Source organism: Allobosea sp. P5_A5, from assembly GCF_056400625.1.
On record NZ_JBFUKY010000005.1, the window covers coordinates 264,081 to 281,992 of the forward strand.

At 65.4% G+C, this 17,912-nt stretch carries 14 protein-coding genes; 3 read left to right on the forward strand and 11 right to left on the reverse strand.

Annotated features, from left to right (window positions below):
- Positions 1-30: 30 nt before the first annotated feature.
- The 9 genes from AC1DR6_RS12855 to hisD all read right to left on the reverse strand — a co-directional run bounded on the left by AC1DR6_RS12855 (position 31) and on the right by hisD (position 9,387).
- The gene (locus AC1DR6_RS12855) at positions 31-1,152 is read right to left on the reverse strand and encodes an enolase C-terminal domain-like protein (protein WP_476829627.1); all 1,122 of its coding nucleotides are present in this window, start codon (positions 1,150-1,152) and stop codon (positions 31-33) included.
- 22 nt (positions 1,153-1,174) lie between these two features.
- Positions 1,175-1,951 (reverse strand): amino acid ABC transporter ATP-binding protein, encoded by a 777-nt coding sequence (locus AC1DR6_RS12860; protein ID WP_476829628.1) that lies wholly within the window; start codon positions 1,949-1,951, stop codon positions 1,175-1,177.
- Positions 1,948-2,610, reverse strand: coding sequence for an amino acid ABC transporter permease (locus AC1DR6_RS12865; RefSeq protein ID WP_476829629.1), 663 nt, complete (start codon positions 2,608-2,610; stop codon positions 1,948-1,950). Before AC1DR6_RS12865 ends, AC1DR6_RS12860 begins: the two co-directional genes overlap by 4 nt.
- A gap of 63 nt (positions 2,611-2,673) precedes the next feature.
- Positions 2,674-3,507, reverse strand: coding sequence for a transporter substrate-binding domain-containing protein (locus AC1DR6_RS12870; RefSeq protein ID WP_476829630.1), 834 nt, complete (start codon positions 3,505-3,507; stop codon positions 2,674-2,676).
- Positions 3,508-3,666: 159 nt separating this feature from the next.
- Positions 3,667-4,500: an ABC transporter permease gene (locus AC1DR6_RS12875; RefSeq protein WP_476829631.1), complete on the reverse strand. Its 834-nt coding sequence runs from the start codon at positions 4,498-4,500 to the stop codon at positions 3,667-3,669.
- Positions 4,497-5,666, reverse strand: a complete 1,170-nt coding sequence (locus AC1DR6_RS12880; RefSeq protein ID WP_476829632.1) for an ABC transporter permease — start codon at positions 5,664-5,666, stop codon at positions 4,497-4,499. The genes AC1DR6_RS12875 and AC1DR6_RS12880 overlap by 4 nt, the downstream gene beginning before the upstream one ends.
- A complete protein-coding gene (locus AC1DR6_RS12885) occupies positions 5,663-6,736 on the reverse strand; it encodes an ABC transporter ATP-binding protein (protein WP_476829633.1) in 1,074 nt (357 codons plus the stop codon). The genes AC1DR6_RS12880 and AC1DR6_RS12885 overlap by 4 nt, the downstream gene beginning before the upstream one ends.
- Positions 6,737-6,918: 182 nt before the next feature.
- Positions 6,919-7,968, reverse strand: a complete 1,050-nt coding sequence (locus AC1DR6_RS12890) for an ABC transporter substrate-binding protein (RefSeq protein ID WP_476829634.1) — start codon at positions 7,966-7,968, stop codon at positions 6,919-6,921.
- A 111-nt stretch (positions 7,969-8,079) separates the two neighbouring features.
- A complete protein-coding gene (hisD, locus tag AC1DR6_RS12895) occupies positions 8,080-9,387 on the reverse strand; it encodes a histidinol dehydrogenase (protein WP_476829635.1) in 1,308 nt (435 codons plus the stop codon).
- 135 nt (positions 9,388-9,522) lie between these two features.
- Here hisD and AC1DR6_RS12900 point away from each other — a divergent pair, with 135 nt between their 5' ends.
- Positions 9,523-10,068 carry a cupin domain-containing protein gene (locus AC1DR6_RS12900; protein ID WP_476829636.1) on the forward strand — a complete coding sequence of 182 codons (546 nt, stop codon included), beginning with the start codon at positions 9,523-9,525 and terminating at the stop codon, positions 10,066-10,068.
- Between the two features lie 441 nt (positions 10,069-10,509).
- Here AC1DR6_RS12900 and AC1DR6_RS12905 read toward each other — a convergent pair whose 3' ends face one another.
- Both AC1DR6_RS12905 and AC1DR6_RS12910 read right to left on the reverse strand, forming a co-directional pair.
- On the reverse strand, positions 10,510-11,790 hold the full coding sequence (locus tag AC1DR6_RS12905) for a phospholipase D-like domain-containing protein (RefSeq protein WP_476829637.1): 1,281 nt from the start codon (positions 11,788-11,790) through the stop codon (positions 10,510-10,512).
- A gap of 95 nt (positions 11,791-11,885) precedes the next feature.
- Complete coding sequence (locus tag AC1DR6_RS12910; protein WP_476829638.1) at positions 11,886-13,586, reverse strand: ShlB/FhaC/HecB family hemolysin secretion/activation protein; 1,701 nt, start codon at positions 13,584-13,586, stop codon at positions 11,886-11,888.
- Between the two features lie 175 nt (positions 13,587-13,761).
- Between AC1DR6_RS12910 and AC1DR6_RS12915 the strand changes: the two genes are divergently transcribed.
- Together AC1DR6_RS12915 and AC1DR6_RS12920 are read left to right on the forward strand one after the other, a co-directional pair.
- On the forward strand, positions 13,762-15,102 hold the full coding sequence (locus AC1DR6_RS12915) for a FecR domain-containing protein (protein WP_476829639.1): 1,341 nt from the start codon (positions 13,762-13,764) through the stop codon (positions 15,100-15,102).
- A gap of 1 nt (position 15,103) precedes the next feature.
- Complete coding sequence (locus AC1DR6_RS12920) at positions 15,104-17,842, forward strand: EAL domain-containing protein (RefSeq protein ID WP_476829640.1); 2,739 nt, start codon at positions 15,104-15,106, stop codon at positions 17,840-17,842.
- Positions 17,843-17,912 lie beyond the last annotated feature (70 nt).

Consider the following 17,912-nt stretch of genomic DNA (forward strand, 5'->3'; position numbering starts at 1 on the left):
CGCTGCCGGGTTTTTTGTTTTCGCAGGCCGTCAGAGCTCGGCGAGAATGCGGGCGTTCGACCGCAAGGAGTGATCCGAGACGCGGATTCCCAGGCCCGGACCATCGGGCACCACGACCTCGCCGTTGCGGTTGGCGATCTTCTCTTCCAGCACATCTTCGGTGAGGACATGGTGAGGCATGTAGAACTCGCAGCCGAGCGAAATTCCTGGCGTCGCCGCGATGAACTGGGTCCCGGCAGCAAGCGCGATGCCGCCCTCGTAGAGCGTGCCGCCATAGCCGGGCAGGCTCGCGAGATCGGCAAGCGCCATCAGCGCCTGCGCGTTCAGCATGCCGCCGGTCTTCATCAGCTTGACCGAAATCGCGTCCGCGGCCCCGAGCCGGATGATCTCCTGCAGATCGCGCGCATCGAAACAGCTTTCATCGGCAAGGATCGGGGTATCGAGATCGGCGGCGAAAGAGGCCATCGCGGCGAGACAATCGCGCGGCACCGGCTGCTCGATGAAGGTCGGCTTGAACTGGTCCACGTCGCGCAGAATCTTGATCGCCCCGAAGGGCTGGAGCGCCTGATTATAGTCGATGCGCAGATCGATCCCGTCGTCGAAAGCGTTCCGCATGGCCTCGAGATGCGCGACATCCTCGCGGTGGGATTTCACGCCGGTCTTGACCTTGAAGATGCGGTTGCCGGCCGGCACCATCTCCTCCATGCGGCGCATATCGGCATCGAAGTCGGGATCGGCGATGGAAAATGACAGGGGAATCGTATCGCGGACCCGCCCGCCGAGTAGATCGGCGACGGACAGGCCGGACGATTGGCCGAGGATGTCGAACATCGCGGTTTCGATCGCGAGCTTGGCCTCGCCGTGCCCGACGAGCGCCTTCTTCATCTTCAGCGTGAGCGCGCGGATGCGGTCGATCGGCGCGCCGATCACGATAGGCCGCAGATAGATGTCGAGCGCGGCAACCGCGGCCTCGGCCGTGCCGGTGAAGACTTCCCAGGGCGCAGCCTCCCCCCAGCCGACGATGCCTGAGGCCGAAGTCAGCTCGACCAGCACACGCTTGACCGTGCCCTTGACGTCGCCGACGCCCTGCTGGCGCTGCATCTTGATCGGGCTTTCGATCAGGAAGACGCGGAGATTGCGGATCGTGTCCATCGGTCGGGCTTTCAGGCAGCGGTCAGCGCGGCAAGGCGCCTTTGTGGAAATGGCTCAGGAAGGCCCTCGTCGCCTCGACCTTCGGGGTGTCGATCACCTCGCGGGCCGGCCCCTCCTCGACGACGTAGCCGTCGCGCATGAAGACCACGCGGTCGGCGACCTCGCGCGCAAAGGCGATCTCGTGCGTCACGATCACCATGGTCATGCCATCGGCCGCGAGCTTCTGCATCGCCTGGAGCACCTCGCCGACGAGTTCGGGGTCGAGTGACGAGGTCACCTCGTCGAAAAGCATGACCTCGGGTTCCATCGCCAGCGCCCTGGCGATGGCGACGCGCTGCTTCTGGCCGCCCGAAAGGGTGTCGGGCATCTGGTTGGCGCGCTCGGCGAGGCCGACCTTTTCGAGCTGCACCATCGCGCGTTCGGTGGCGGTCTTCCGGTCCAGGCCCTTCACATGGATCGGCGCCTCGATGACGTTGCCCAGAACCGACATGTGAGGGAACAGATTGAAGCTTTGGAACACCATGCCGGTGCGGGAGCGGAAGGCGGCCAGCGCCCTCGCCGGAGGCGGCTTGTCCGCCTGGCCGAACCGGAACGTCTCCGTCCCGACGCGGATGAGGCCATCATCCGGCGTGACCAGAAGATTGATGCAGCGGAGCAATGTGGACTTGCCGGAGCCCGAAGGCCCCAGTAGCGCGACGACGCCGCCTTGTTCGACCCGAAGGGCGATGTCCTTCAGGACTTCGAGCTGTCCGAAACGCTTCCGCAGCCGGCTGATCTCGATCATCGGGGCCGCCGTCATCGCAATGCGCTCATGCGGCGTTCGCGGTGGCGCACATAGAGCGTCAGCGGGAACAGGATCATGAAATAGGCGACCGCGACCGCGGTGTAGGCTTCGAGCGGGCGGAAGCTGTCATGCGCCGCGATCTGGCTCTGATAGACCAGATCCGGAACCGCGAGCACCGAGACCAGCGAGGTGTTCTTGAACTGAAGGATCGACTGATTCATCAGCGCGGGCAGCATGCGACGCAGCGCCTGGGGCAGGATGATGCGGCGCATCGCCAGCGCCGGCATCATCCCCAGCGCCGCGGCGGCCTCCGACTGGCCGGGGTCGATCGAGACGATGCCGCCGCGGATGATCTCCGCGTAGAACGAACCGCCATAGCAGGACAAAGCCAGGAGCGAGGCCGTGAACGGCGTCATCTCGATCCCGGCGATCATCGGCAGCGCGTAGTAGCACCAGATCAACTGGACGAGGACCGGCGTGCACCGGAAGATCTCGATGAAACCGAGCGCGAACCCGCGCAGGAGCTTGAAGCGCGACAGCAGGCAGATCGAGGCGGTCATGCCGATGGTCAGCCCACCGATGACCGTCGCGATCGTGAACCCCACGGTGACGCCGAGCCCCTGCAGGAACAACCAGCGGTAGTTCCACAGGATCGAGAAATCCCACTCATACATCGCGGCAAGGCCCCGTCAGCGCAATCGCGCGGAGGGCGAGGGTAACCCCCGCCCTCCGGATGATCAGATTTCGAAACCAGGCGGGAAATCGCTCTCCTTGACGCCGACGAGCTCCATGTTCTTGACGATGGCCGTCTTGACGAAGCCGCCATCGCGCTCCTTGCTGATCCAGCCATCGACGAATTCGCGCCAGGATTGGTCCGCCTCGCGCTTGAAGCCCGCGTTGGAGGTGGTGAAATCGCCCGGCGTCGGCATGACGACCTCGCCGATGGCGGCGTTCTTGGCCCGCAGCGACAGCGAGAGGATCAGCACCAGGCATTGCGCGTCGACCCGGCCGGCCTGCAGGGCGGCGGTCGCGTCGCTTGCGGTCTTCAGGCGCGTGATCTCGGCCAGCGGCGCCAGCCGGGTCACGGCAGCGTCGTGCGACGAGCCGATATCGACCGCGATCCGCATCTCGGGCTTGTTGAAGTCGGCCCAGCTCTTGGCGCCGAGGCCCTTCTTCGTCACCATGGTGAAGGCGTTCTTGAAGACGGGGCCGGAGAAATCGATGACCTTCTGCCGCTCTGGAGTGGGGTTCAGGCCGAAGAACACGTCGATCTTGTCGGCCTGGAGGTCGAGCACCGAGTTGCCCCAGGTGGTCTCCAGGATGCTCAGCTTGACGCCGAGATCGTCCGCGAGCTTTTTGCAGATATCGACGTAGAAGCCGCGCCAGCTGCCGTCCGTCACCACCTTCTGGTAATAGGGCGCCCCGTCGGCGACCGCGCCGATCCGCAACGTGCCCGAAGACTTGACCCGCTCGAGCGAGCCGGCCGCCCAAGCGCCGGTCGAGGTCAGGAGACCTGCAGCAGCGGAGCCCGCTCCGACCGCGACCAGCTTGTTGAATTGACGCCTGTCCATGCTCTTCCCCTACGGTTCATCTGCCGCTGATCGCTTCTAAGCGCCCGCGAGAATTCCGTCTGCCCCGAATCCGTCCTGCGCCGCCTATATTTCTGCCGACCGGGCCTGCGCCTTGATCGAAATCGAGCCAGGGGCTTCACCGATGGGGCGAAGCAGGGGTCAGCTCGGCTCGGCCTGCCGGCGTTTCCGGAATGCTTGCGCGAGCGAGGCGCCCTTCACGGCCAGCAGCAGCACGAAGGTCAGGATCATGATGATGAGGGCGGCTGCCGCGATCGCGGGGCTGATGTTCTCGCGCAGGGAGGAAAACATCCGGCGAGCGAGCGTCGTCTGGTTGGGTCCGGCGACGAACAGCGTGATCACGACTTCGTCCAGCGAGGTCGCAAAGGCGAAGACCGCGCCGGTCAGGATGCCGGGCATGGCGAGGGGCAGGGTCACGTTCCGAAACGTGTGCACCGGCGAGGCGCCGAGGCTCGCCGCCGCCCGTTCCAGCGCCGGGTCCATCGCCGCCAGCGAACTCGCGACGTTGACAAGCACGAAAGGCACGCACAGCACGGCGTGGGCGATGATCACGCCGAGATAGCTCGAAGCCAACCCCATGCGCGCGTAGAGGATCTGCATGCCGACACCGAGCACCACCGCCGGCACGACCATCGGCAGCAGGAAGACCGAGCGCAGGAGCCCGGAAAAAGGGAGAAGCTCGCGCCTGAGACCGAGCGCCGCCAGCGTTCCGATCACCGTCGCCAGCAACGTCGCGCCCGTACCGATGATCACCGAATTGACGATCGCGCGCGTCCAGGCCTGGCTCTCCGCCAATGCCCCGAACCAGCGCAGCGAAGGCCCGCTGATCGGATAGACGAGGAAGACGCTGTCAGTGAAGGCCAGTGGCAGGATCGCGACCAGCGGCAGCAGCAGGAAGCCGACGACCAGAGTGCCGAAAGCCAGGCGCAGCGCATTGAAGGCCGTGCCGCCCGTGCGAACCGACACCGCGCTCATGTCTGCACCAGCGGAGTGCGCGAAAGCCGGCTGTAGACGACATAGAGCACCGTCGTGGGCAGCAGCAGGAACAGGCCGAGCGCGCCCGCCATGCCCCAGTTCGCGGTTCCGGTCGCGTAAAAGGCGATGATCGAGCTGATCATCTGGTCGCCCGCCCCGCCCGTCAGAGCCGGCGTGATATAATACCCCAGCGCCACCATGAAGACGAGTAGCGAGCCCGAGAGCAGTCCCGGCATCGCGAGCGGCAACAGGACATGCCTGAACGCCTGCAGCGGCGCGGCGCCGAGCGCGGCCGCCGCCGGCATCAGGTTGCGCGGAATCGCGATCAGGCTGGCATAGATCGGCAGCACCATCAGCGGCAGCAGCACATGCGTCATCGCGATCAGCACGCCGGTGCGATTGTAGATCAGCGAAAGCGGCGCATCGATCAGCCCGATCGCGCGCAGCGTCTGGTTGATGAGCCCGCCATCCTGCAGCAGGATCAGCCAGGCTGCGGTGCGCACCAGCAGCGACGTCCAGAGCGGCAGCAGCACGGCGACGAGCAGCGCATTGCGCTTCCAGCCGCTCAGGCTCGCCGCCAGCATGGCGAAGGGCAGGCCGATCGCGGCACAGAGCAGCGTGACCTGCGCCGCGATGGTGAAGGTCCGCAGCATGATCGCGCGATTAACGGCGAAATCGGGCGCGACCGGCTCGATCTGCGCAGCATCGTTGCGCTTCAGGTCGACGGCGGCGAGTAGATTGGCGTCCGTATAGGCCGGCATGCTGCTTTTCAGAGCGAGCCAGTAACCCTGATCGCTCCAGCGCGGATCAATGGTCGCGAGGTCGTCGGCGGCGCCCGCGCCGGCCTCGCGCAGGACACGCGCGGTGCGCGGCAGCAAGGTCCGGAAGCCGGCCTGCTGGCTGTTCAGCGTGCGCACGGCATCGCCGAAGCGTTCCTGCGGCTGTTCCGCCTTGAGGTCGCGGATGAGAGCGTTCTGGAGCACTGTCGGGGGAGCGCTGGTCCCGTCCCATGTCGCGATCGCGGTCGCGGTTTCCGGGAATGCGAGCCGCACCGTGCCTCCCTGCACAGCCGTCGCGATCATCATCCAAAGCGGCCAGAGAAAGAAAAATCCGAGAAAGACAAGCAAAGGCGTGACGAGCAGCAGGGCCTTGAGGCGCGCGCTCATGGCGCCACCAGCGCGCAGTCGCCGGAAGCGAAACTCGCGAAGGCATGGCTGCCGATCGGCGGGGCGGCGTCGCGGCGACCGGCACGCGCGACCAGCGTGTTGCCGCCATGGGCGAGGTGCAGGCGAATATGGTCGCCGTGATAGACATGGTCCTGGACCGTCACGGGCAGCGCATTCTGCGCGCTCTGGTCCTGGACGAGGTGGAGCATTTCGGGCCGGACCGAGACCATGACGTCGCGCCCGGTCTCGAACGCGCCTGGCCTGTCGCAACTTACGTTGCCGCCAGCGGTCAGCATCACGGTCGCCGCCTCACCAGCACGCTGCGAGACACGGCCCGCCAGCAAATTGGTTTCCCCGATGAACTCCGCAACGAAGCGGGTTTTCGGGCGATCGTAGAGGTCGGACGGCGTGTCGAACTGCTCGATCTTGCCGTGGTTCAGCACCGCGACGCGATCCGACATCGTCAGCGCCTCGCCCTGGTCGTGCGTGACGAAGATCACGGTCAGGCCGAGGTCGCGATGCAGGGCGCGGATTTCGAGCTGCATGTGCTCGCGCAATTGCTTGTCGAGCGCGCTCAAAGGCTCGTCCATCAGGACCACCTTGGGCTCGTAGACGAGCGCGCGGGAGAGCGCGATGCGCTGCTGCTGGCCGCCGGAGAGCTGAGAGGGCTTGCGATCGGCGAGGTGGCTGAGCCGCACGAGATCGAGCGCGCGCTTCACCCTGGCGTCACGCTCGGCACGACCGACGCCGCGCATCCTGAGCGGAAAGCCGACATTCTCGGCGATCGTCATATGCGGAAACAGCGCGTAGTTTTGGAAGACCACGCCCATCTCGCGCTTGTGCGGCGGCAGGTGCTCCACGCGACGGCCGTCGACATGGATGCTCCCGCCCGATGGCGTCTCGAAGCCGGCCAGCATCATCAAGAGCGTCGTCTTGCCCGAGCCGGACGGCCCGAGAAGGCTGACGAACTCGCCCCGCGCGACGTGGAAGTCGAGCGCATCGACGACGGTAACGGCCCCGAAGACCTTGCTGATCGCCTTGAAATGAATGAACGGATTCGGATCTTGCAAGGCGGTGGGCTTTCGATATCTGGCAGAGCGGCGCTCATGCGCTTGCGGCGAAGCAAGATCCGGGCAATCCGCGCTGGACCAGCCGCTCTTTGCATCGCGGGGCTTGGAGCCGAACGAGGATGAAGTCCGCATGCGGCAAGAGCCGACGGCTTTCGCCGCCGGCCCTTGCCGATGTTTGCGGCTTACTTGCCGACCCAGGCGTTGAAGCGCTTGGTCAGGTCCTCGATGTTGTCGTTCCAGTAGTCGACGTCGATCGCGATCGCGTTTTCGAGGTTCTTCGGCGCGGTCGGCAGATCGGCGGCCAGATCCGCCGGCACGGCGGCGGCGGCGGCGTTGTTGGGCAGGCCATAGGCGATGTCCTGCGGCAGCTTCGACTGGTTTTCCGGCAGGCTGGCGAAGGCGATGAAGTCCATCGCCTGGTCCTTGTTGGGGCTGCCCTTCAGGATCACCCAGCTGTCGACCGCGTAGACGCTGCCCGGCCACACCGTCTTGAACTTGGTGCCCTCGGTCTTGTTGATGCCGCTGATGCGGCCGTTATAGGCCGAGGTCATCACGACCTGGCCGGACTTCAGCAGCTGCAGCGGCTGCGCTCCGGATTCCCACCAGACGATGTCGCCCTTGATCTCGTCCAGCTTCTTGAAGGCGCGATCGACGCCACCCTTGTCGCGCAGCGTCTTGTAGACGTCCTTGGGAGCCACGCCGTCAGCCATCAGGGCGAATTCGAGCGCGTATTTCGGGCCCCGGCGCAGAGCGCGCTTGCCGGGAAACTTCTTGGTGTCCCAGAAGTCGGCCCAAGAGGTCGGCGCGGTCTTCAGCTTGTCGGAATCATAGGACAGCATCGTCGACCAGACGATGGCGCCGACGCCGCAATCGCTCACGGCGCTCGGAAGGTACTTGTCCTTGCCGCCGAGCTTGGTCCAGTCGAGCTTCTCGTAAAGGCCATCGGCGCAGCCGATCGCAAGTTCGTCCGCCTCGACCTGAACAGCGTCCCAGTTCGGCGTCCCCGCCTTGACCTTGGCCTGGAGCACGCCGACGCCGCCATCCCAGGATTCGTCCAGCACCGGCTTGCCGGTCTTGTCGGCGAAGGGCTTGAAATAGATCTTGCGCTGCGCGTCCTGGTAGTTGCCGCCCCAGGACACGACGGTTAGGTCACGGGCAGCCGCCGCGCCCAGTCCCGCCAGCGTCAAGCCGGCGGCGAGCGCGGTGCTCGCGAAAAGAGTCTTCAAAGACATCGTCATATTCTCCCGTGCCGATCCGGCTGCTCCGCCCCTCGCGGAATGCCGGTCCCTTGTCCTTATTGGACCTCGCTTCGCAGCCTCACGCTACGGAAATCTTATTGCCGATCAGGCCCCGATCTCGCTCAACAATTGCGCGGGCGCCAAGCGAAGCGCAGCGGCGCGGCGATGGCCCTCCAGGCCCTCGCTGGCACTCTGGCGCATGGCCGGCGGGGCGACCGCCGCGACGCCACGCTCATCAAGCCATTGATGGGTGCAGGTCTTGAGATAGGAGCCCACCCAGAGGCCGCCGGTATAGCGGCCGGCAGCCATGGTCGGCAGAGTGTGGTTCGTGCCGCAGCATTTGTCGGAATAGACCACGCTCGCGGCGACGCCGATGAAGATCGAACCGTAGTTGCGCAGCTTGGCGGCCGTCGCCTTGGCATCCCGGGTGTGAACCTCGAGATGCTCGGCCGCGATATGATCGGAATAGGCCAGCATCGTCGCCTCGTCGGCGCAGACGACGATCTCGCCGTAATCGCGCCAGGCAGCGGCGGCCACCGGTGCCGTCGAGAGATTGCCGAGCTGGCGCTCGACCTCGACGAGCACCTTTTCCGCAAGGTCGCGATCCGTCGTGATCAGCCCGACGCGGGTGCGGACATCGTGCTCTGCCTGCGCCAGCAGGTCGACCGCGATCGTGACGGCATCACCGGTCTCGTCCGCGACGACGAAAATCTCGCTCGGCCCGGCGAGCTGGTCGATGCCGACCAGTCCGAAGACCTGCCGCTTGGCCTCGTTTACATAGGCATTGCCCGGGCCGACGATCTTGTCGACGGCCGGAACGGTTTCCGTACCGAACGCCATTGCGGCGATCGCCTGCGCGCCGCCGATGCGGAAGATGCGGTCGGCGCCCGAGAGGTGGCAGCCGGCGATCATCGCGGGATGGGCTCCGGGCGGCAGGCAGGCCACGACCTCGTCGCAGCCGGCGACCTTGGCGGGCACGATGGTCATGATCGGCGCCGACAGCAGCGGATACCGCCCGCCGGGAACATAGGCGCCGATGCGCGCGATCGGGATGATGCGATGCCCGAGATGCAGCCCCGGCAACGCTTCGATCTCGAGCGGCAGCAGGGTCTGGCGTTGCGCGTCGGCAAAGGCCCGGACCCGCTCGATGGCGAATTCGGTGTCGGCGCGTGTCTGATGGTCCATGCCGTCGAGGGCTGCGGTCCGCTCGGCGGCCGTCACCTCGAACGCATCGATGTCGAGCTTGTCGAACTCCCGGGCGTAGCGCCTCACGGCGGCATCGCCCTCCTGCCGGACCGCGTCCAGCACGGTCTTGACCGTCGCCTCGACCGGGCTGTTGTCGCTCCAGGCGCTGCGGCCAGGCGCCTTGATGCGCGTGATGCCGGCTTCCAGGGCGGGGGCGAAATTGGACATGAGGCTCTTCCGGTCGACAGAATGGACCCAGAGCTTCCCGTTCGCGACGACTTGGCGCAAGCGGCCCAGCGTCGCTGTTGAAGATAATCACCAGCCGCGCTTTGATGGCAGCCGGGCGGTGCGCGAGGAGACGGGATGAAGATCGGCGATCGCATGAAGGAGTTACGGCAGCGCCGGAAGCTGACGGTCCGCGCCGTGGCGCTTCGCTCGGGCGTGTCGCATTCCTCGATCTCGCTGATCGAGCGCGACATGATCAGCCCGTCGCTCGACACGCTGCATGCGGTGCTCGACGCTCTCGGCACCACGTTATCCGGCTTTTTCCTCGATCTCCATGCCGTTTCACCGCCTATCCCGTTCTGCCGCGCGGCGGATATGGCGGAAATCGGTCGGCCGGACGCGATCTCCTACCGCGTCATCGGGACGGGTTTCCCCAGCCGCTCGATGCTGATGCTCCACGAGACCTATGCGCCGGGCGCCGATACCGGCGAGGCGTTTTCACATTCGGCGCAGGAAGGCGGGCTGGTCATCCGCGGCTCGGTCGAGGTCACGGTGGCCGGCCGAACGGCCGTGCTGCAGCCCGGCGATGGTTATTATTTCGACAGCCGCGAGCCGCACCGCTTCCGCAACGTCTCGCAGGAGCAAAGCGAGATCGTGAGCGCCATTACGCCGCCGACCTATTGAGGCGGCCGGGACGCGGCGCAGCGTATCCGGCGCGAACGCAACGCGATCAATCCGCTCCGTTACGGAGCGCAAAGCCACAAATCCGCAAGCGCCTACTGCCATGACGCAAAGCGTCAGAGCCGTGATCGCGGCCGAGAGCTTCGTCTTGATGCTGAGCTGCATGGCAAATCTCGAACTGGAGTGACTTCTGGCAGGAGCCTCGGCCTCGAAAACCTCGGACAGACGCGCGCCAACTTGCGCCGCCTTCATCGAAGGTCCTCCCGGCTGTCGCGCCGCATGTTCGGCGATCAACATATCAAGGCTAACCGAAGGTTACCTGCCGGACGGAGGCGGCCCGGTGCCTGGCAACGCTCCCCGTCCAGCCTGCCCGAGCGGAATGCAAGTGGCTACCAAACGCAGCCTGAAGCTGGCCGCGATCCCTCCCCTCACCCTCGTCATACGTCAAATCTGCGAGCGGGTCAGGCTTGCGAGCCAGTCCGAAAAGGTTTCGCTGGCTGAGCGGTTCTGCCAATCCTGCAGGCTGTAGGGCCGAGAGGCCGCGACATCCCTATCGAAGACCGTGATCTGGGCTCTGGCGAAGCGCTGGTCGAACAGATTAACATTGGCCTCATCGTTCAAGCGCAAAGCCCGATCGTCGATGTTGGTGGAACCGACAGAGGTCCAGACATCGTCGATCACCACGAGCTTGCCGTGGAAGAATGTTGGCTGGTAATCGCTGATCTTCACACCGGCCTGAAGCAATTCGCCCCAGAGATGCCGGGATGCCTTCCGCACGACGCGGGCATCGGTCTGGGCACCGGGAACCAGAATCTGGACTTCGACACCCCGGCTGCGCGCATCGAGAAGCTGCCGTCTGGTGAGTTCGTCGGGAACGAAATACGGCGTCGCGATGCGGACGTTCTTCTGCGCCGATGCGAGCGCCGTCATCAGCATCAGGTGCATGACATTGCGCTGGTGCGTGGAACTGATGACGATTTGCGCCGCATAGTCGCCCGCTGCGGCGATATCTGGAAAGAAGCGATCGCCCAGCAGCAATTCGCCGGTCGCCTCGATCCAATGCTCGGCGAAGGCGGCTTGCAACTCGGCGACTGCCGGACCCTCCAGGCGATAATGATTATCCCGCCATTCGTGGGGAGAACGGGCATCGCCGTTCCATTCGTCGGCAATACCGACGCCGCCGATAAAGCCGATGCGCCCGTCGACGACCAGAATCTTCCTATGGGTGCGATTGTTGAGGCGATCGAGCGTATACCAAGTGACCGGGCGGAACCGGACGATCTCGACCCCGGCATCCTGCATCCGCTTGATCAGGCCCTCGTCCATCGGGATGCTGCCGACCCAGTCGAGCAGCACTTTCACGCTCTTTCCTTCACGGGCTTTCGCGGCCAGCGCTTCAGCGAATTCGGCGGCGACATCGCCGCGCCAGTAGATGTAGGTCTCGAAGGTGATCGTTTGCCGCGCCTCCCGGATCGCGCGCAGCATCGAAGGGAAAATCCTCATGCCGTTGACCAGCGTCTCAACGCGGTTTCCGGCGATATAACCGGAGCCGAAGAGCGCTCCCATCGATGTCCTGAGCTGCCCATCGGAGGATGCGAGGTGATGCGGCAGCGGCTCTCGCAACTCCTGCCGTTCCGGCAGGAGATTGCCGACCACAAGGCAGCCGACGACACCAAGGGTGGCCGACAGCAGGCCAATCACAAGGGGGTGGCGTCGGAGGTTCATCGGCAGGGAAACTCGAAGCTGCAGCGTCGGAAAGGCGTCGCCACGCGGCTTACGCGTCGCCAACCGGACCTACAAGGTCCTCGCAGCGTTCCGTTTCAAAGCCTCAGAACATTGGACAAGGAGAAGAGCAAGCGGGCGCCTCTGCGCGGTTCGAAGGGCGAATTTACCATGACGGGCTTGGCGATGCCGACGGCGAGGTTGAGGTCCTCGGTGATGAAGAGACGCACCCCTGCGCCGACCGATGCGAAGCTCTGATCAAGGTCATGCCCTGGCAGCTTGATGCGCGCCGCGCCCCCCTCGACGAACGTAAACAGCTGATAGCCTTTCAGGAACGGCAGCGACAGCGAGCGGTCGTAACGCAGCTCGGCGGATCCCGCGAGCGCATCGTCGCCCGAAATCCAGCCGGCATCGAAACCGCGGCCGAAAGAGAGGCCGCCCAACGCATATTGCTGCGAGCTCAGCAGGGGTCCGGAGGCCAACTGACCGCCGGCTGCCAGCTTGATCGACCAGTTGTCGGTGATGTTTTCGTAATGAGTCAACGAGCCGTTGATCAGCGAGAAATGCGGAGAAGCGCCGTAGCGGGAGAGCCAGTCCTGGCTGTCATCCTGCTTGTCGATGAGGCCAAGCCCCTTGCGCACCGTCACCGACGCATAGGTCCAGCTGCTGGCGCGCAGATGCAGCTTGTAGTCGGCAGCGAGGCTCGCGATGCCGATCCTGTCAGCGAAAAGCGGGCCGAAGAAATCCCGCTCCGAAGCACGCGTGATCCCTAGCGAGGCCGTCAGCCACAGCGATTGCATCTGGCTCAGCACAGGCGCGAAAGCGAGCCTGGCCTCGACCGTGTCCGCGACCGAGCGATCTCGGAGATAGCGCCTCAGATCGCCCGGCCAGATCTCGCTGTGCGACGCCGCGACGCCGATGCGCCAGCTGTCGGAACCAAGCGGCAGGTCGTAGGCGATGCGGCCATAGCGCATCTCGCGCGGCGAGCCGGGAACGAAGGACCCGCTGATCGTCAGGCTGTCGCCCGGCAGCAGCATCGAATTCAGCGCCGCGCTGGCGGAGGTCTGCCAGGGCCCGGAAGAAGCCGAGCCCATATTGTCGATGCCGGCCGCGCCATAGAGCCGCCACGTCTCCGTCTTCACGCCGAGCCGGAAGCGGCCCGAGCCCGGCGAAGTCTCGTCGAGCGTCGTGTCGACGACTTTGACGCCAGGGCGCTCGTTGATCAAAAGCAGCTGGCGCTCCAGCGTCGCGAGCCGCGATGGGTGCTCCCTCGTCAGCGGATCGAGCAAGCCTTCCAGCCCGAAGGCGGCGCCGGCGCCCGAGATGGAGACCTGCTCTATCACGCCTTCGACGACCGTGACCCGCAAGGTCCCAGAGCGCATGTCTTGCGGCTGGATCAGGGCGCGGCTGAGGTGAAAGCCGGCGGCGCGATATTGCGCCGTGATCGCGGCCGCGACCGCCGCAAGGTCCTGCGCCGACAGGTCACGGTCGAGATAGGGGACATAAGCGTCCGAGAGTTGCGCAGCGGTCAGCGCAGAGGCGCCTTCAATCTGCACTTGTTTCAGCCGGAACAGCGGCTTCTCGTCCTGCGGCCCCGCCGAGGAACCGACCGCCGGAAGTCCGAGCGGCTGGCGCCGTTCGTCGATCTCGCGGCGCTCCGCCTGGCTATCGACGCTTGACGGCGCAGGGTGCAACGGCGTCGCGGGCGGCTGCGATTGCGCAGAGGCCGGACCCGCGAGCACCGGCGGCGCGCAGAGCAGCGCGATGGCGCAACCTCGGACAAGAAAGCCTTTAAACATTCGAAAGTCGCACGCCCCGTTGAATTCTTTACGAGGAGTGAAGAGGAAGGGTTAACGAAGTGTAAGTCCGAAACGCCGTTCGACGCAGGCGGGCTAAGTTTCTCTTCATTGCTTGATGCTTAGGTGCGACCAACGGGCTCCAGCATGGAGCCTTTCGGACTCAAGGAATGAGTGCATGAGTGGTCGCTTTTCGCTCTGGCTTGCCGCTGCGGTCGCTCTGTTGAGCGTCCATGTCACATCGGTTGTGGCGCAGGATGCGGCCTGGACCGTCTCGAAAAGCTCTGGCGAAGCCTGGGTCGGCTCGGCGTCTCAGCAAGCCTCGCTGAGCCAGCAGACGCAGTTGCGCCCCGGAGACTCGGTTCGGACAGGGCGGAACGGACGTGTCCTTCTGGTGCGCGGCCAGGAGACGATCCTCGTCTCGCCGAACTCCGCCATCAGCCTGCCGGAAGAGGGTCGGTCCGGCCTGTCCACCGTCATCCAGCAGGCCGGCAGCATCATGCTCGATGTCGAGAAGCGGAACGTCCAGCATTTCGAGGTCGAGACGCCCTATCTGGCAGCGGTCGTGAAGGGCACCCGCTTCCAGGTTACCATCGTGGGCGGCCAGACGAAGGTCGATGTCGTGCGCGGCCAGGTTCAGGTCACCGATTTTCGGTCGGGCGACCATGCGCTGGTCAATCCGCAGCAATTCGCTCGCTCCTCGGCTGGAGCTTCGAGCGGCTTGCGGCTGGGAGGCAGTGGCCAGCTCGATTCGGTGCTGCGAGGTACGCCCCAGAATCCCCGTGTCCAACCCTTGCGCGTTCCCGCCGGCGGCTTGCGGCCGGACAGTAATTCGGTGCCGCTGCGCAGCGCCCCGTCGACGACTTCGGCAAGCGCGTCGGGCTCCGGACAGCCGGTCATCGAACGGTCTTCGAACGGAGGCGCACGCATCGTCGCGCCGATTGGCGAGTTGCGGCTCGACATCCGGCAGGTCACGAATGGCATGGCCCGCAGCGACAGCGGTAGCAATGGCAACCCGAAGGACTGGGCTGGGCGGCTTCAACCGAGCAATGGCGGTAACACGGCGAAAAGCGAAAACAGCGGCGCCTCCTCGTCGATCGGCGCGGCAAGCGGCTCGGCTGCCGGTGCAGGAACGACCGGCACAAGCGCGCCTTCTCCTGCGACGGGCGTTATCATTCTTTCCAACGCAGCTGTGAACGCGGTCGGACCGATGGGAGGCTCCGGCAATGCGGTCGGTCCCGGCGGAAACCCGGCAGGCCCTTCCAGTAATGGACCCGCGGCGCCTGGTCGGAGCCCTGCTGCCGGTCCCGGCGCTGCTGGCCCTGCCGCGGGTCCCGGCGCTGCTGCTGGTGCTGGTCGTGGCCCGGGGACTGGCAATGGATTATTGGGCGTGATCGCCCAATTTGCGGATGACCTCGGGCTCGGCGGCCTGGTGGACAATCGGGGGCGAGGCAATGCCTACGGCCTGAACGGCGGCAATGGCGTCGGCAAGGCCTTGGGCCTCGGCAAAAAACACTGACGTGGCCAGTCGGCCCTCCTATGCATCAGTGAGGCGCGCCACTTGGGCCGCCGCGCTGCTGTTTGCATCGCGGCCCTATTTCTTTGCTGTCCTCGCCGTGGCGGCGGTTATCCTGGCCGGGATCCATCCGCGCTTGCGGGAGACGGTGCTGGACGCGCGCTTTCATCTCGTGAAGCGCGCCCCGACCGGCACCATCGCCTTGGTCGAGATCGATCCGCGTTCGATCGCCGCGATCGGGCGGTGGCCTTGGCCCCGTTCGCTCCATGCCGAGCTCGTCCGCAAGCTCGGCGCGATCGGCGTCACGGATATCGCCTTCGACGTCGATTTCAGCGCTCGCTCGACCGAGGCCGAAGACGGCGTTTTCGCCGAGGCGCTCAAGCAGGCCGGCGGCAGTGTTATCCTGCCGATCTTTCGCCAGGTCGCCGCCGAGGCGGGCGGCGTGAAGCAGGGCTACGTCAACCGACCTCTCGCGGCTTTTGAGGCGGATTCTTGGCTCGGCCTCGTCAACGTTACCCCCGACGCAGACGGCGTCGCCCGGGATTTCGATTTCGGAGCGATGATCGACGGACCCTTCATTCCCTCCATCGCCGCGCTGCTGGCTGGTGCGCACGAACCCAAGGCTCACGCGTTCCGGATCGATTTCGGCATCGATGAGACGGCGATACGCGGCGTATCCTATATCGACATCCTGCGGGGCGACCCCGCAGCAGCTTCGATGCTGCAAGAGAAGAAGATCATCGTCGCGGGAACGGCCGCCGAGCTTGGCGACCGTTTCGTGGTGCCGGGCGGCAAGATCATTCCCGGCGCGCTGCTGCAGGTCCTCGCAGCAGAATCGATGCTGCAAGGGCGTATCCTGCAGACGACATCGCGGACGCTTTCGGCCGCGCTTGCTGTGGTGCCGTTGTTTGCGGCGCTGTTGTTGAGGCGGCGCCGGGCGCGGGCTCGGATCATGGCGGCCGTGGCGCTGGCCTTTGTGGCGGAGGCTGGAGCGATCGCGCTGCAGGCGGTCTATCCCGTCGCCATCGACACCTCGCTTCTGCATGTGGCGGCGCTCGGCTATGCGCTGATCGCCCTCGTCGAGGAGGTCGACATTCGCGGCCTTCTCGGGCTCGCGGCAGAAAAGCGCTTCCACAACGTCGCGATGTCGTTGTCCGACGGCCTCGTCTGCCTCGACGACGAAGGCCGGATCACCATGTCGAACGACGCCGCAAGCCGGATCTTCGGCTTCGGGGCAGTGGAGCTGAAGGGCCGGCCTTTCGTGGACTTGCTGAGCGGCCCGGCAAGCCTTGCCGCCGCGCATCGGCTTGCTCCGCTGAACGGCGAGGTCGTCGAGGAGACTGGGCGACGCGCCAACGGCGAAACCTTCCCGCTGGAATGCAGCTGGTCGGTCTGGGAGACACCCTCGGGCCGCCAGCATGGCGCTGTCTTGCGCGACATTTCGGAACGCCGCCGCCAGCAAGCCCGCATCCGCTATCTCGCGGAGAACGACACCGTGGCCGATCTGCCCAATGGCAACAGCCTGATCGCCGCCCTCAGTGAGGCCATCCGGGACGGTCGGTCCCACCGGCTCATCCTCGCCAGCCTGTCGCAGTTTCGCCGCATGCGCGACCTCGAAGGCCAAGGCTTCGCCGACGCGCTTATCCGCTCGGCGACCGCGCGGCTGCGGACACGGCTCGACAATCGGATCTTCCTGTCGCGCAGCGAAAGCGATGAGTTCGCGATCCTTATCCCGACAGAGGCGGATGGGGAGCCGTTCGCGACCGGGATCATCGAAGAGTTTCGCGCCATGCCTCTGGCCGCCGAAGACCGGGCCGTCCGCATGCCGCTTTTCCTCGGCCATGCCGACTCGCAAGACGCCACTGATGCGGAAACCTGGCTGGGCAATGCCCGCTTCGCGCTCGCCGCCGCTCAGCGGCAGGAAGCGGATGCGCCTGTGGCGTTCGTGGCAGCCATGCGGGCAGACGTCGAAACGCGCGTCAGCCTCGAAGCGAGATTGCGCCAGGCGCTGGCAGCCGACGAGTTCGAACTGTTCTATCAGCCACAGGTCGATCTGCGGACGCGCGCCATCGTCGGGGCCGAAGCGCTGATCCGATGGCGCCATCCTGAACGCGGCTATGTTTCGCCGGGCGAGTTCATGCCTGTGATCAATGCCAGCTCGCTCTCCGACGGTGTTTCGGCCTGGGTGTTGGAGACCGCTATCCGGCAGGCGGCCGTCTGGCAACACCAGGGAACGCCGCTGCGAGTCGGCGTCAATCTCTCTCAGTCGCAATTTGGCACGGGTTCGCTCGCGCCGGATGTGGCGCGACTGCTGGCCGCCACAGGGCTGCACCCCCGATGGCTCGAAATGGAAGTGACGGAGGACATCATTCTCGACGATGTAAGCAGGGTCCGTGCGATCCTCGCATCGCTGAAGGTCATCGGGGTGCACATCGCCTTCGACGATTTCGGGACGGGCTATGGCAGCCTGACCTCGCTCCGCGATTTTCCGCTGGATACGATCAAGATCGACCAGACTTTCGTGAGAACACTGGAGCCCGGCAGCGGTAATGCAGCCATCGTCGCGGCGACGATCGAACTTGGAAAGGCTCTCGGCCACTCGCTGATCGCCGAGGGGATCGAAACCGAACCGGTGGCCGCCCTGCTGGCATCCATCGGCTGTCAGGAGGGACAGGGCTACCTTTTCGGCAGGCCGGTGCCCACCGCCGAATTCGAAGGAGCTTGGCTACGCAAAGCCGCATAATAGTCTTGTCGCGATACTGCAGGCGATCAAACAAATATTCCAAGATTAAGTCGGTGGCAGCACCGCTTTT

What these genes read in the sequence shown, in the direction of transcription:
- AC1DR6_RS12855 (WP_476829627.1), bottom strand. Translation starts at nt 1,152, where the DNA reads ATGGACACGATCCGCAATCTCCGCGTCTTCCTGATCGAAAGCCCGATC.
- AC1DR6_RS12860 (WP_476829628.1), bottom strand. Translation starts at nt 1,951, where the DNA reads ATGACGGCGGCCCCGATGATCGAGATCAGCCGGCTGCGGAAGCGTTTC.
- AC1DR6_RS12865 (WP_476829629.1), bottom strand. Translation starts at nt 2,610, where the DNA reads ATGTATGAGTGGGATTTCTCGATCCTGTGGAACTACCGCTGGTTGTTC.
- AC1DR6_RS12870 (WP_476829630.1), bottom strand. Translation starts at nt 3,507, where the DNA reads ATGGACAGGCGTCAATTCAACAAGCTGGTCGCGGTCGGAGCGGGCTCC.
- AC1DR6_RS12875 (WP_476829631.1), bottom strand. Translation starts at nt 4,500, where the DNA reads ATGAGCGCGGTGTCGGTTCGCACGGGCGGCACGGCCTTCAATGCGCTG.
- AC1DR6_RS12880 (WP_476829632.1), bottom strand. Translation starts at nt 5,666, where the DNA reads ATGAGCGCGCGCCTCAAGGCCCTGCTGCTCGTCACGCCTTTGCTTGTC.
- AC1DR6_RS12890 (WP_476829634.1), bottom strand. Translation starts at nt 7,968, where the DNA reads ATGTCTTTGAAGACTCTTTTCGCGAGCACCGCGCTCGCCGCCGGCTTG.
- hisD (WP_476829635.1), bottom strand. Translation starts at nt 9,387, where the DNA reads ATGTCCAATTTCGCCCCCGCCCTGGAAGCCGGCATCACGCGCATCAAG.
- AC1DR6_RS12900 (WP_476829636.1), top strand. Translation starts at nt 9,523, where the DNA reads ATGAAGATCGGCGATCGCATGAAGGAGTTACGGCAGCGCCGGAAGCTG.
- AC1DR6_RS12905 (WP_476829637.1), bottom strand. Translation starts at nt 11,790, where the DNA reads ATGAACCTCCGACGCCACCCCCTTGTGATTGGCCTGCTGTCGGCCACC.
- AC1DR6_RS12910 (WP_476829638.1), bottom strand. Translation starts at nt 13,586, where the DNA reads ATGTTTAAAGGCTTTCTTGTCCGAGGTTGCGCCATCGCGCTGCTCTGC.
- AC1DR6_RS12915 (WP_476829639.1), top strand. Translation starts at nt 13,762, where the DNA reads ATGAGTGGTCGCTTTTCGCTCTGGCTTGCCGCTGCGGTCGCTCTGTTG.